Raw genomic sequence first — 13,833 nt, 5'->3', positions numbered from 1 at the left:
GAACCTATTGCAGGCGGATATTTCGGGCGGCACTTTGCGCGTGTGCTCACATCGGCTAGTCTTCGCTGCAGACTGCGGTGAGTGGACGTCGCGCTGCTCAAACGGGGGTGAGAGGCTGATGGGCGCGACCGTATACGGCTCGAGGCGCGGGGCGCTGGACACGCCCAACGGCCGGCGCAGGAGAGGGCGGGCGACCACTTACGGATCGCCGTCCTTCGTCTACGACACGGTCGTCGTGGTTCCGGCGCGAAATGAGGAAGTCGGGATTCTCACTTCGCTCAACTCGCTGGCCCGGCAGAGCGTGCGCCCGGACCTCATCATCGTCGTGGTGAACAATTCGACCGACAATACTGAGGCCTATGCGGCAAGCTTCGCGGCCCGGTGGCAGTCGCCGAAAACCATTGTTCGTGTCCTGCCGAACAATCCCCACAAGAAGGCCGGCGCGCTCAACCACGGCATCGACTGGTTGCGGTCGCAGTTGGGCGGACGTCTGGACACCACGGTCAAGCACCTGCTCACCATGGATGCCGACACCGAGCTGCACCCGAAATTCATCGAGCGCGCCACCTATGTCATGGAATCGGACCAGAGCATCGGTGGCGTCAGCGCGGCCTGCTTCGGCCGGACCGGTCTGTGGCGGAATCCGTGGCAGCGGTACCTGCTCGGTATGCAGATCATCGAGTACGGGCGCGCCGCCAGCATGCGCTACCGCAGCGACGTCCACACGATGGCGGGAGCCGGGTCGTTCTACCGGGGCAAGGCCCTGCAAAGCCTGATCGATCTGCGGGAAAAGGTCTTCTGGGAGGACCACCGCAACCTGGTCGAAGACTATGAGACCACGCTGACGCTCAAGGAATGCGGCTGGAAGGTCACCGCCAACCAGCTCTGCATCGCCTACACCGACCTGATGCCAACCATGAAAGAGCTGCTCCAGCAGCGCGAGCGTTGGGTGCGCGGCACCGTTGACGCCCTGCGCCGGCGAGGTTGGACCAAGTTCACCTGGCATTCCATCGCCACAATGATTCTCGGGCTTTTCGGCGCCGCGTACGTGCTGGGTTGGGGAACGACGCAACTCGCCGCGCTGGCCGTGTACGGCGTTCCCTCACAGCCGGTCTTCTGGGTCCTGGCGGCCTTCTGGATCGTCTATCCGGCGATACGGGTGCGCAATCTCGGCTGGAAAGCGATGCTCGTCGAAGCGATGCTCATTCCTCAGTTGGTATACACCGTGGTGCGTACCTACTGGATCGTGTCCTCGATCTTCAAGTCCTACACCACGCGTGTTTCGTCGTGGAAGTGAACCAGAAAAGACAATGAACTCCCTCAAGGGCCTGGGCGTCTTCGTAGTGCTCGCCGGCATCGCCGTCGCGGTGAGTCTCGCGGGCCGGGTCCAACTGATCGTCTTCGCCGTCACGATCGGTCTCGTCGGCTCATCGATCATCACCTACGTCGCCTCCAAGAGGCGCTACCACACTGACCGGCTGATTGCCGGCGGCCCCGACATGACCCAGGTCGTTTCGGCGCGCCTGCTGCGACCCCAGCGCAGCGGTGGGGGCCTCCTGTTCGCGGCGGTGGCCATGGTGGTCGTCGGCGTCGCCGCCGCGGCCTACGGCGCCTTGCGGATCGGCCCTCTCGAGTCGGCCGCCTCCACCGAGCCGCCGTCCGTCCCGCTCACCGTTCAGTACCGAACGGACACGCCACCCGCCGCCCCGATCGGCCGGCCATTTCTTCAGGTCGTCAACACCTCCGCCAAGCCCGTCGAACTGCGGAGCGTGAAGCTGCGGTACTACTTCGACGCGGACAAGGCCTCGGGGTACGGCGCGAACTGCTTCCAGACCGAGCTCCGGTGCGCGAACATCACGGCGACCGTCGAGGCGCTGGCCAGCCCGAGCCCCAAGGCCAGCCACTATCTCCAGATCGGCTTCACGGCCGACGCCGGCACCCTGGCCCCGCAACGCAACACCGGCGGCATCGGGCTGCAGCTGTACCGGCTCGATCACAAGGAACTGAACCAGGCCAACGACCACTCGTTCGACGCGAAGGCCGCGCAGTTCAAGCCGTCACGACTGGTGACCGCATACGTCGACGGCGACCTCAGCTGGGGCGATGAGCCGGGCCCCCAGGCCCTGGCCGCGGGCGCCCAACCGTCGGCGCCGCCGAGCAGCGCCCCCGTCGCGCCCGGCGTCATGTTCGACAACTTCCACTACACCGGTCCGAACGACCCGGCGCTGAACGTCGGCGGCTGGCACGTGCGCACGGAGAAGGGCCGGCCGGGCATCCCCGACACCTGGTCCGCCGACATGGTCAGCTTCCCCGCCGATCCGACCGCTCAGGGCGGACAGGCATTGCAGCTCACGACCATCTCGGACGGCACCAAACAGGGCACCAAGCAAGCCGAGCTGGCGACGGCCAGCAACATCTTCCAAACCGGGACGCTCGCCGCTCGGATCTTCTTTGCCGACAAACCGGTTACCGGCCGCAGTGGCGACCATGTCGTCCAGGCGTTCTGCACGATCTCGTCCTCGCCGTCGTCGCCGACCTACAGCGAGCTCGACTACGAGTACCAACCCAACGGCGGTTGGGGCGCCGCGGGGCCGAAGATCGACACGACCAGCTGGCGGAGCTCCAAGGACGGGGACCGGGTCACGCGGGCCACCAACAAGTCCCTCGCCGGTTGGCACGTCCTGATGCTCACCGCCGCCAACGGCGTGGTCACCTACTCGATCGATGGCAACAAGATCTTCACCAGTGACGGCGCGGCATATCCGCGCGAACGGATGGGGATCCAGTTCAGCATGTGGCTCATCGATCTTCCCATGACCGGCGATCGCACGTGGAACATGCGGGTCAACTGGGTCTTCAAGGCCGAGCAGGCAATGTCGCTGACGGATGTTCAGAACGCCGTGAACGGCTTCTACGCCAGCGGCATCAACCACGCGCAAGCCAACACCCCGTAGGCGTTTTCGGGTGGGGCCCGGTCGCAACGGTGGTGGACTGCTGCGAGGGGTCGCGGTGGGCCGCTTGGAGGGCACGGACGGACTGGTGGCTGCGGCCGTGCGGTCTCGGCTGTAGACGTTGGGCTGCACGGCCCTGGCAACGCGAACGGCCCAGGTCCGGCAAGACTGCCGTGGCCTGGGCCTTTGTCGCGTACGCCGCGTAGGACGAGTTCGGGCCGCTGACCATCCGATCGACTGTCGGAGATCGGACAGCGCCGGCCCGGCCGGTATCAGCGCCTCCTACGGGTCCGTCTGCCCCGGTGCGACCGACCGGTCGTGATCGCGGACACACCGAGAGGCACCGACCATGACGATGACCCACCGCCTGCCCCGGCCTACAGCCGCCGATGAGCCGGCCGATGCGGCACCCGGCTCGACGACCGTGTCGTCGATGCTGATGCAGACCGCGATCGCGTCCGACGTGGTGTCGGTGGCGACCGGCGCCAACCGGGTGGCGCTGTTCGCCAACCCGTTCCGGGACAACCGGGAGGAGGCGCTGATCGTCGACGCCACCAACAAGCTGACCTACCTGCAGCGCAGCGGCTCCGACAGCGGCTGGGAGCAGACCCCGCTGAACGTCGCCGCCGAGGAGGTCGTCACCGTCGTGCACCGGCGGGACCTGAGCGTCTGGGCGGTCTACACGGTGCCCGGCGACCGGCCCGCGGCGCTGCGCTTGACCCGGTCGGTCACCAACGGGGTGACGACGTGCGCCTGGGAGGCAGTGTCCGGCGCCATCGCCTTCCAGGACGGGCCGCTGCGCCCCAACGTCAGCCTGACCGGGCTGACCGTCGCCTACAACGGCGTTGAGGGCATCGTCAGCGGGCTGGTCGCGGGGCGCCACGCGGTGGCGACGCTGGCACCGACCATCGACGGCCCATGGTTCGTGTGCGCGTCCTACCTCCTGCCCGGAGCGGGGAACCGCCCCGACGAGGTGGCGGGCACGATGGGATTCGACACCAGCGCCCCGGGTACCCGCACGGTGTTCTACCTCCGGTCCGGCACCAACGTTCAGCGGTGGGACGTCATGGAAACCGAAACGACGGTCGTGGCGACCAATGCCACCGCGCTCGTCGGCACCTTCCACGCACCCGGTCCGGCCCTCGGTTGCCTGTACCTCACCGCCGGCAACCTGGTCAGCTGGCACCGGATCCCGGCGACGCCCTCGTACGCGACCACGACGACCCCGGTCGACCTGACCGAGGCCACGGTGTGGACCGACAGCGTGGGCATGATGCACGTCTACGGCCTGAACGCGGACCGCACACTGAAGGTGCTGCACCAGGCCTCGTGGAAGCCCCGGGGCGCACCGGTCTGGGCGCAGTCGGTGCCGGCGACCGGGCCGGCACGCGCGGCCGAGCCGGTACCCGCCTGCGTCGGCCTGACCACGCACGTCGTGGAGTACGCGGTCGACCCGTTCCCGGACTTCCACCCGACCGTCATGACCCGCCGCACCGCCCCGGTCCGGCCCGACGAGCAGTTCGGCATCCACACCCAGGACCTGGTCACGGCCCGGTGGACCACGGACAACGTGCGGAAACCGGCCACCAGTGAGGCGCCGCACACCGTCAACCGGTACGTGAGTCAGGTGACCCTCCTCGACCAGCAGGGCGCGCCGATGCCCGGCTTCACGGTGCAGGTCTCCGCCGAGACCCTCGTCGAGGTGGAGATCGCCGGGGTGTCGCACCTGATCGGGCCGGGTCGCGTCGTGCCCGCCACGACGAACATGTTCGGTCGGGTGATGCTGTCCACGCCGGCCGACAGCCTGCTGCCGGCGACGCTGCACGTGGACGCGGTCGGTCTGCACCAGGGTGCGGTCATCCAGCCGGCCGCCGCGGTGCACGGCTACCTGGCCGGCACCGGCACGCTGACCTCTGTCGCCGGCACGTTCGACAAGTACGCGTTGGCGCCCCTCGTGCGGCCGGGAATGGAGAGCCACGCCGAGGCCGCCGCCAACGGGGTCAAGAACCTGCTCCGGATGGCCGACGGCAAGGCGCCGGTCTCGGCGCTCGACCGCCACGGCCGCCGCATTCACGGCTTCGCGGTCGGCGACCACGTCCGGTCCACCGCCTCCGGTGTGCCGGGCTATGTCGAGTTCGACAACCCGCAAGACGCGGCGGACCACCTCGCCGCGATCCGGGCCCGGCCCGACTACGGCGGAATCCTGGAGCTCGCCGCCGACTTCGCCGGCGACGTGTGGGAGGGCATCAAGAGCGGCGCGATCGAGGTGACGAACGTCGCTGTCGCGGCCGTCACACGGATCTGGGTGACGATCGCCGGCAAGACCGTCGAGCTGGTCACCAACCTCATCGACGGCCTCGACCGGGCCGTCCGGGCGGCGGAGGCGACCCTCGCGTGGGTGGTCACGTCCATCGACGCGGTGACCACGAAGCTGTGTGCGGTGTTCAACTTCGACCACATCTGGAAAACCAAGACCGCGCTGCAGGACGGTTTCACCACCATCCTGAAATACGGGGCGGAGACCGTCGACCACTTCGCCACGATGTACACCGACGGGTGGTTCGCCGGCCAGAAGGCGACGCTGACCGGCGTTCTCGACCGGATGAGCGGCGACTACGGGGTGCGCCGGGTCGGGGATGCCGGCAACCAGGTGCCGACCATCACCGATGCGAACAGGACCGGCACGAGCACCTCGCACCTGTTCGCGTACCCGCAGGTCACCTGGTTGTTCGACCGGGCACTCGGTGAACCCATGAACGATCTGCCGGTGGTCGACAAGAGCGGGGTGATCGCCGGTGCCACCGACCGGTTCATGACGGCGCTGACCGGCAGCGGCGTGGTGGCGGGCACCGACCGGGTGCTCGTCGACAAGGACCGGGCGCTGGGGAGGGTCACCGACACGGCCGACCCCGACGCCGTGACGAAGGCGTCGGTGTCCTCGACTCTGGACATGGTCGGGTCCCTCGCCGATCCGTTCGTCCACGCCGCCGACGCCGCCGTGCGGGCGGGGGTGGCACTGGTCGACGTCATCGCGAAGCATCTCGACGACGTGCTCACCACCCCGGCGACGCTGGGTCAGGTCAACGATGTGTACGGCTGGTTCCGGTCCCAGGCGAAGCAGCCCGAGGCGCAGATGACACTCGGCGACCTCGCCTTCCTGATCGTGGCGGTGGCCGGCACCACCGCGTACAAGGCCATGCACGGCGTCGACACGCAACCGTTCCCGACCGGAGAGTTCCCGAGCATGCCGGCCCCGTCGTGGCAGCCCGGCGCAACCCCCGGCGCGTCGACCGACCCGGCGGGGATGCTGACCGTCCACAAGATCCTCGGCATCGCCGGCATGCTCGGGGCCTGCGCCGACGTCTTCGGCGACCTGGAGCCGCTCAAGCCGAAGGCGGTCCGGCCCGGCTGGTGGGACACCACGAGCAAGGTTGCCGCGCTGACCTCGCTGATCTGCTCGGCCGGACTGTACGGGGTGGGAACCGCGTGCCCACCGGTCACCGGCACCGACTGGAACGACGCCGGCGGCAGCTGGTCCATGGCGTTCGGGTTCAGCGTCGGTTCGTTCGCGGTCGGCGCCGGCACCTGGGCGCGGAGCTTCCGCAAGGGTGAGACCCCGTACGCCAAGAACTACGACGAGGTGGTCCTGGGCCCGATCCTGGTGGGGATCTTCGCCACCGGCTTCCTGGCCGCATCCGGTAAGGCCATCCACGACAGCGGCACCAACCCGTACAGCGCGGCCGCGATCGGGCTGTCCGCGATCCCCGGAGTGCTGCAGCCGCTGCGGATCGGGCTCAACCCCCGCGCCGTGACCCGGGGATCGATCATCGCCGCGGTCGACGCGCTGGCCGCGTTCACCTCGACGACGATGACGACCGTCGCCGCGTTCGTCGAGGAGGCCCCGGTCATCACCACCACCGACCTGCCGCGAGCCACCGTCGGGGTCAGATACAGCACGATGCTCACCGCCGACGGCGGCACCCGGGTGTTCAACCGGCCGCTGAAGGGTTGGCAGGTCGCGGCCGCCGGCGACCCGCTGCCGCCGGGACTGGAACTGGACCCCGACACCGGGCACCTCCACGGCATGCCGACGAAGGCGATGTCGGCCACCATCGAGATCATCTGCACGGACAGCTACGGGCCGCCGCAGCCGTCCTCGCCGGTCCGGCTGAGGCTCACCGTCGACCAGTAGCCGCCAACCCGAGCGCCGACGTCGCACGACGGGGTTGGCTGTACGGGCCCGGCAACGCGAAAGGGCCCAGGTCCGGCAGGAGTGCCGTGGCCTGGGCCTTTGTCGCGTACGCCGCGTAGGACTTGAACCTACAACCCGCAGATTAAGAGTCTGCTGCTCTGCCAGTTGAGCTAGCGGCGCCTGGCTGAACGGAGGAAACTCTAGCACGCCCTTGCCGGGCCCCAAAAACGAGATACCCCCCGTCCGGCCTGTGCGGTGCGTTACTCCTCATCGTCCTCCCAGAAGAAGTCAGTCGGTGTGGGCTGCTCCGGCTCCTGGTCCATCAGGTCCGTGTCGGGGCCGATCAGGTCCTCGAGCTCGTCGTCCGGCTGTTCCCAGGTCACCGGCATCTCGGTCATGGCACTAACCCCCTGAAGTGCTACCGAAGGAATCCAACGGGCCGCGAGCTACCCGGTGCTGGCGGTCCTAACCGCGACCGGCCAGGTTGAGGCGCGCAGGACGAGGGTGGTGGGCATGAGGAGCTCTTCCGGGGTCCAGTCGCTGACGGTCATGGCGCGGCGGAGCATGCCGGCGGCGAGGACGCCCTGTTCGAAGACGCGCTGGCGGACGGTGGTGAGGTCGAGCAGGGCGCTGAGCTCGTGGTCGTCGAAGCCGATGACGGAGACGTGCCGGCCGGTGCGGCGCAGGGCGGAAAGGGCGCCGAAGGCGAGTTCGTCGGATTCGGCGAAGACGGCGGTGGGTGGGTCGGGGAGGGTGAGGAGGCGGCGCATGGCCTGTTCGCCGCCGTCGAGGCCGTGCGGGACCGACATGACCAGTTCGTCGCAGACGGGCAGGCCGGCGGCGGTGAGGGTGTCGAGGTAGGCGCGCCGGCGTTCGTGCGCGACGGGCAGGAACATCGCCTGGTCGGCGTACGTGGAGATCATCCCGATCCGGCGGTGGCCGAGGCCGAGGAGGTGTTGGATGGCGGAGGTGGCCGCCGCCACGTCGTCGATGCGGACGCAGCCGGCGCCGGGGACGTCGTGACCGACGGCGACGATCGGGACGCCGAGGCTGCGCAGGTCGGCGGTCTCGGGGTCGGTGAACTGCATGGCGACGACGAGGACGGCGTCGACTCGGCGGCGCAGGGGGAGCTGGCCGAAGAAGCGTTGCCGGGCGGCGACATCACCGATGTTGTACAGCAGCAGGTCCAGGCCGTGCTCGCGCAGCACGGACTCGGCGCCGGCGACGATCTGGCCGAAGAACCAGCGGGCGGCGTACGGGACGATCACCCCGACCGTGTGGGTGCGGCCGCTGGCGAGGCGGGAGGCGATCGGGGACACGACGTACGACAGCGACGCCGCGGCCTGCAGCACGCGGTCGCGCGTCTCGTCGGAGACGTTGGGCAGCCCTCGGAGGGTGCGTGACACGGTGGCGGAGGAGACCCCCGCCAGCCGGGCCACGTCCTCCATGCTCACGGGCACGGGAACGTCGGCCACACGGGGAGGCTAGCAACACTCTGCGCAACAGCAATATGTCCACCGTGTTGCTAACTCGTTATCGATCAATCCTGCCGAAGGGCTCGACAAACCGACCTTGCAAACGCTTACATCCGAGGGACACAGCACACCGGTACGTGGGCGGAGCTGTTCGCCCGGACCGGGTCTAGCCAAAGGAGGCTAACCATGGCTGTCCTCTCGAGGCGGCGTCGGGCGTTCGCGCTCGCCGGTGTGGCCGCGCTGGCACTCGCCGCCGCCGCTTGCGGTGACAGTGGCAGTGACACCGGCTCAACCAGCGCCGACAAACCCGAGTGCGCGCCGTACGCGCAATACAAGGTCGACAAGAAGAAGACCGTCTCGATTTACGCGACGATCCGTGATGCCGAAGCCGACAAGCTGACCTCCTCGTGGAAGCAGTTCGAGGAGTGCACCAACATCAAGATCGAGTACGAGGGGTCCGGCGAGTTCGAGACCCAGATCAAGGTGCGTGCCGACGGAGGTCAGCCGCCGGACATCGCGGTCTTCCCGCAGCCCGGCCTGCTCGCCTCGTTCGCCACGAAGGGTCAGCTCAAGGAGCTGCCCGCGCCGGTGAAGGCCAACCTCGACAAGAACTGGTCGAAGGACTGGGCCAAGTACGCCACCGTCAACGGCAAGGTCTACGGCGTGCCGCTGGGCGCGAACGTGAAGTCGCTGGTGTGGTACTCGCCGCAGCTGTTCAAGGAGAAGGGCTACAAGGTCCCCACCACGTGGGACGAGATGATCAAGCTCTCCGACGACATCGCGGCGACGGGCATCAAGGCGTGGTGCGCGGGCATCGAGTCCGGTGACGCGACCGGCTGGCCGGCCACCGACTGGATCGAGGACATCGTCCTGCGCGACCAGGGCCCGGACGTGTACGACCAGTGGGTCAACCACACGATCCCGTTCAACGACCCCCGCATCGTGTCGGCAGCCGAGCGGACCGCGTCGATCCTGAAGAACCCCAAGTACGTCGGTAACCCGAAGACCATCGTGACCACCTCCTTCCAGGAGGGTGGCCTGCCGGTCAAGGACAAGAAGTGCGGTCTGCACCGCCAGGCCAACTTCTACTCCAACCAGTGGGCGAAGGGCACGAACGTGGCCGAGGACGGCGACGTGTTCGCCTTCTACTTCCCGGCCGTGGACCCCGCCAAGGGCAAGCCGGTCCTGGTCGCCGGCGAGTTCGTCTCCGCCTTCTCGGACCGCGAAGAGGTCGTCAAGGTGCAGACCTACCTCGCCTCCGCCGAGTGGGCCAACAGCAAGGCCAAGCTCGGTGACTGGATCTCGGCCAACAAGAACCTCGACGTCAGCCTGGTCACCGGTTCCATCGACAAGCTCTCGGTGAAGATCCTGCAGGACCCGGCCACCGTGGCCCGGTTCGACGGGTCCGACCTGATGCCCGCGGCCGTCGGCTCGAAGTCCTTCTGGACCGGTATGACCGACTGGATCAACGGCACCAAGGACACCAAGGCGACGCTGGACTACATCGAAAGCACCTGGCCCAAGTAAGCAGCTGAAGGTCCGGCTCCGGCGCCAGAGCACCACGGCGCCGGAGCCGGCCGGTCGGAGGACACCCCCATGGACTATGACTTCTCCGAAGACGTCGCGAAGATCTGGCCGGCGCTGCTGTTCATCGGCGGTTTCGTCGCCGTGGTCGGCGGCCTTCTGTTCGTGCTCGACATCCTGCCCCGGTGGGGGAAGGGCAAGGAACGCCTGCATATGTTCGGCTTCCTCGGCCCGGCGCTCATCCTGCTCGCGATCGGCCTGGTCTACCCGCTGATCCGCACGGTGACGCTGTCGTTCTACAACAACACCCGCGGCAAGTTCGTGGGGTTGGACAACTACACCTGGATCGTCACCAACGACGACACGCTCATCATGCTGCGCAACACCCTGTTCTGGGTGGTGTGCGTGCCGTTGCTGGCCACGGCGTTCGGCCTGATCTACGCGGTGCTGGTCGACAAGGCCCGCGGCGAGGGCATCGCCAAGTCGCTCATCTTCATGCCGATGGCGATCTCGCTGGTCGGCGCCACCATCATCTGGAAGTTCATCTACGCGTTCCGTGAGGCGGACCAGGAGCAGATCGGTCTGCTGAACCAGATCCTGGTCTGGCTGGGCATGGAACCGCAGCAGTTCCTCACCAGCTCGCCGAGCAACACGTTCTACATGATCGTCATGATGATCTGGATCCAGGCCGGCTTCGCGATGGTGATCCTGTCCGCCGCGATCAAGGCGATCCCCGCCGAGATCGTCGAGGCCGCCCGGCTCGACGGCGCCAGCCCGTGGCAGATGTTCTGGCGGGTCACGATGCCGAGCATCCGGCCGGCGGTCGTGGTGGTCACCATCACCATCACCATCGCCACGCTGAAGGTCTTCGACATCGTCCGGACGTCGACCAACGGCAACTTCAAGAGCAGCGTGCTCGCCTTCGAGATGTACAACCAGGCGTTCCGGCTGAGTGACGACCCCAACGGTGAGGGCCGCGGCGCCGCGCTCGCCGTCGTGCTGTTCCTGCTCGTCGTGCCGGTCGTCGTGTACCAGGCCCGGCAGCTGCGGAAGCGAGCGGAGATCCGATGAGCAACATTTCCCTCGAAAAGGGCAAAGACGACAACGCGCCCGAGGCCGGCCCGCGCTACAAGAGCGGTGAGGTCCCCGCGAACACGATGGCCGGCCGGGTCCGGCGCAAGCTCACCTCGCGCACGGCCAGCGTCGTGTCGATCATCATCGCGATCCTCTGGACGATCCCCACGTTCGGTCTGTTCGTGTCGTCGCTGCGCCCCGAGAACGACATCAAGACCACGGGCTGGTGGAAGTTCTTCACCAACCCCAGCCTGACCCTGGACAACTACAACGAGGTCGTGTTCGGGACCTCGGCGACCTCCGGCCGGCTGGCGAGCTACTTCGTCAACTCGCTCACCATCACCGTGCCGGCCGTGGTGTTCTCGGTCACCCTGGCGGCGATGGCCGCGTACGCGCTGTCCTGGCTCAACTTCCGCGGCCGGGACTGGATCTTCATCGGCGTGTTCACGCTGCAGATCGTGCCGCTGCAGATGGCGCTCATCCCGCTGCTGCAGATCCTGGGTGACTACACCGAGTGGGGCGGCGGCTTCTTCGCCGTGTGGTTCGCACACACCTGCTTCGGCCTGCCGCTCGGCGTGTTCCTGCTGCACAACTTCATGTCCGAGCTGCCGAAGGACCTGTTCGAGGCGGCCCGGGTCGACGGCGCGGGACCGGCGATGACGTTCCGGCGGATCGTCCTGCCGCTCATCACGCCGGCGCTGGCGTCCCTGACGATCTTCCAGTTCCTGTGGATCTGGAATGATCTTCTGGTGGCGTTGGTGTTCACCTCCGGTCCGGACACCCGGCCGCTGACGGTCCGGCTGGCCGAGCTGGCCGGCACCCGGGGCAACGACTGGCAGCGGCTGACCTCCGGGGCGTTCGTCTCGATGGTCATCCCGATCATCGTGTTCCTGTCACTGCAGAGATATTTCGTTCGCGGCCTGCTGGCCGGTGGAGTCAAGGGGTGAGTTCGCTGGTCTGGTGGCGTGATGCCGTGATCTATCAGGTATACCCACGCTCGTTCGCGGACGCGGACGGTGACGGCATGGGGGACCTGCGCGGCATCACGTCGCGCCTCGACCACCTCGCCGACCTGGGCGTCGACGCGCTGTGGATGTCGCCGTTCTACCCCTCGCCGCAGCACGACGCGGGGTACGACGTCGCCGACTACCGTGACGTCGACCCCCGGTTCGGCACCCTGGAGGACTTCGACGCCCTGGTCGCCGCGGCGAAGGCCCGCGGCCTGCGGGTCGTCGTCGACCTGGTGCCCAACCACACCTCCAGCGACCACGTGTGGTTCCAGGAGGCCCTCACGGCCGGTCCGGGAAGCACCAAACGGGAGCGCTACCACTTCCGCAAAGGCCTCGGTCCCGACGGGGAACAGCCGCCCAACGGCTGGCAGAGCGTCTTCGGCGGCCCCGCCTGGACCCGCGTCCCGGACGGCGAGTGGTACCTGCACCTGTTCGACAGCAGCCAGCCCGACCTCAACTGGGACCTGCCCGAGGTCCGGCAGATGTTCATCGACGTGCTGCGGTTCTGGTTGGACCGGGGCGTCGACGGCTTCCGGGTCGACGTCGCGCACGGCCTCATCAAGGAGAGCGGCCTGCCCGACTGGACCGAGGCGCAGGTGCCGATCACCAGCCCGGGCGCGGAGCACCGCACCCCGCCGATGTGGGACCAGGACGGCGTCCACGACATCTACCGCGAGTGGCGGCGGGTCCTGGACTCCTACGAGGGCGACCGGATGATGGTCGGCGAGGCGTGGGTGTCGCCGGCCGAGCGGATGGCGCGCTACATCCGCCCCGACGAGATGCACCAGGCGTTCAACTTCAGCTACCTGATGGCCCCGTGGACCGCCACCGACCAGCGCGCGGCGATCGTCGAGTCGATCGAGGGCGTCGCGCCCGTCGGCGCGGTGTGCACCTGGGTGCTGTCCAACCACGACGTCGTGCGGCACGCGTCCCGCCTCGGCTTCGAGGCCGGCTACAGCACCCAGGGCGGCATCGGCGTCGGCGACGCGCAGCCGGACGAGGCGCTCGGCCTGCGCCGGGCCCGGGCCGCCACGATGCTGATGCTGTCGCTGCCCGGCTCCGCCTACCTCTACCAGGGGGAGGAGCTCGGCCTGCCGGAGCACACCACGCTGCCCGACGACGAGCGGCAGGACCCGACCTGGTTCCGCTCCAAGCATGAGGTGCGGGGCCGCGACGGCTGCCGCGTGCCGGTGCCGTGGGAGGCCGCCGCGCCGTCGTTCGGCTTCGGCCCGGGCTCCGCCGCATGGCTGCCGCAGCCCGCCGACTGGGGACGGTTCGCCGCCGACGCCGAGCGTGGCGTGCCGGGCTCGACCCTGTCGCTCTACACCGAGGCGCTGCGCCTGCGCCGGACCCACCAGCTCGGCCGCGGCGTCCTGCAGTGGGGCACCGGTGAAGGCGAGGATCTGGTCGACTTCCGCAACGGCGGGATCCGGGTGATCACCAACTTCGGTCAGGTGCCCGCGCCGCTGCCGCCGGGGGAGGTGCTGCTCGCCAGCGGGGACCTCGCCGCCGACGGCAGCCTGCCGCCCGACACGACCGCCTGGATCAGGGCATGACCGGCCAGCGAAGCGTCTCGGGCCGGTCATCGGAGGAACAGTGTTGGGTCA

General features: G+C 68.3%; 9 protein-coding genes and 1 tRNA gene. 7 read left to right on the top strand and 3 right to left on the bottom strand.

Annotated elements, in window-relative coordinates; translation table 11 throughout:
• Positions 1-118 precede the first annotated feature (118 nt).
• The 3 genes from Dsi01nite_RS48670 (at position 119) to Dsi01nite_RS48660 (ending at position 7,143) form a co-directional block, all read left to right on the top strand.
• A complete protein-coding gene (locus Dsi01nite_RS48670) occupies positions 119-1,297 on the top strand; it encodes a glycosyltransferase family 2 protein (protein ID WP_203853297.1) in 1,179 nt (392 codons plus the stop codon).
• Between the two features lie 13 nt (positions 1,298-1,310).
• The gene (locus Dsi01nite_RS48665; RefSeq protein ID WP_203853296.1) at positions 1,311-2,954 is read left to right on the top strand and encodes a cellulose binding domain-containing protein; all 1,644 of its coding nucleotides are present in this window, start codon (positions 1,311-1,313) and stop codon (positions 2,952-2,954) included.
• 346 nt (positions 2,955-3,300) lie between these two features.
• Complete coding sequence (locus Dsi01nite_RS48660) at positions 3,301-7,143, top strand: Ig domain-containing protein (RefSeq protein WP_203853295.1); 3,843 nt, start codon at positions 3,301-3,303, stop codon at positions 7,141-7,143.
• 107 nt (positions 7,144-7,250) lie between these two features.
• On the opposite strand, the gene Dsi01nite_RS48655 is transcribed toward Dsi01nite_RS48660, so the two are convergent.
• The 3 genes from Dsi01nite_RS48655 to Dsi01nite_RS48645 all read right to left on the bottom strand — a co-directional run bounded on the left by Dsi01nite_RS48655 (position 7,251) and on the right by Dsi01nite_RS48645 (position 8,618).
• Positions 7,251-7,323: transfer RNA gene (locus Dsi01nite_RS48655), tRNA-Lys, on the bottom strand.
• Positions 7,324-7,403: 80 nt separating this feature from the next.
• Positions 7,404-7,541, bottom strand: coding sequence for a hypothetical protein (locus Dsi01nite_RS48650; protein WP_203853294.1), 138 nt, complete (start codon positions 7,539-7,541; stop codon positions 7,404-7,406).
• Between the two features lie 48 nt (positions 7,542-7,589).
• Positions 7,590-8,618: a LacI family DNA-binding transcriptional regulator gene (locus Dsi01nite_RS48645; RefSeq protein ID WP_239136887.1), complete on the bottom strand. Its 1,029-nt coding sequence runs from the start codon at positions 8,616-8,618 to the stop codon at positions 7,590-7,592.
• 186 nt (positions 8,619-8,804) lie between these two features.
• On the opposite strand from Dsi01nite_RS48645, the gene Dsi01nite_RS48640 reads away from it, so the two are divergent.
• The 4 genes from Dsi01nite_RS48640 to Dsi01nite_RS48625 all read left to right on the top strand — a co-directional run bounded on the left by Dsi01nite_RS48640 (position 8,805) and on the right by Dsi01nite_RS48625 (position 13,782).
• Entirely contained in the window at positions 8,805-10,145 is a 1,341-nt protein-coding gene (locus Dsi01nite_RS48640) for an ABC transporter substrate-binding protein (protein WP_203853293.1), read from the top strand.
• A 69-nt stretch (positions 10,146-10,214) separates the two neighbouring features.
• Positions 10,215-11,213 (top strand): carbohydrate ABC transporter permease, encoded by a 999-nt coding sequence (locus tag Dsi01nite_RS48635; RefSeq protein WP_203853292.1) that lies wholly within the window; start codon positions 10,215-10,217, stop codon positions 11,211-11,213.
• An 86-nt stretch (positions 11,214-11,299) separates the two neighbouring features.
• Positions 11,300-12,163 carry a carbohydrate ABC transporter permease gene (locus Dsi01nite_RS48630; protein ID WP_239136891.1) on the top strand — a complete coding sequence of 288 codons (864 nt, stop codon included), beginning with the start codon at positions 11,300-11,302 and terminating at the stop codon, positions 12,161-12,163.
• Between the two features lie 26 nt (positions 12,164-12,189).
• Positions 12,190-13,782, top strand: coding sequence for a glycoside hydrolase family 13 protein (locus Dsi01nite_RS48625; RefSeq protein ID WP_444542527.1), 1,593 nt, complete (start codon positions 12,190-12,192; stop codon positions 13,780-13,782).
• Positions 13,783-13,833: the final 51 nt, after the last annotated feature.

This window comes from Dactylosporangium siamense, from assembly GCF_016862795.1.
Lineage (GTDB): Bacteria > Actinomycetota > Actinomycetes > Mycobacteriales > Micromonosporaceae > Dactylosporangium > Dactylosporangium siamense.
This window is presented reverse-complemented; position numbering and strand designations above follow the sequence as displayed.

Coding starts and splice junctions, on each gene's coding strand:
- Dsi01nite_RS48670 (WP_203853297.1), top strand. CDS start 119: ATGGGCGCGACCGTATACGGCTCGAGGCGCGGGGCGCTGGACACGCCC.
- Dsi01nite_RS48665 (WP_203853296.1), top strand. CDS start 1,311: ATGAACTCCCTCAAGGGCCTGGGCGTCTTCGTAGTGCTCGCCGGCATC.
- Dsi01nite_RS48660 (WP_203853295.1), top strand. CDS start 3,301: ATGACGATGACCCACCGCCTGCCCCGGCCTACAGCCGCCGATGAGCCG.
- Dsi01nite_RS48650 (WP_203853294.1), bottom strand. CDS start 7,541: ATGACCGAGATGCCGGTGACCTGGGAACAGCCGGACGACGAGCTCGAG.
- Dsi01nite_RS48640 (WP_203853293.1), top strand. CDS start 8,805: ATGGCTGTCCTCTCGAGGCGGCGTCGGGCGTTCGCGCTCGCCGGTGTG.
- Dsi01nite_RS48635 (WP_203853292.1), top strand. CDS start 10,215: ATGGACTATGACTTCTCCGAAGACGTCGCGAAGATCTGGCCGGCGCTG.
- Dsi01nite_RS48630 (WP_239136891.1), top strand. CDS start 11,300: ATGGCCGGCCGGGTCCGGCGCAAGCTCACCTCGCGCACGGCCAGCGTC.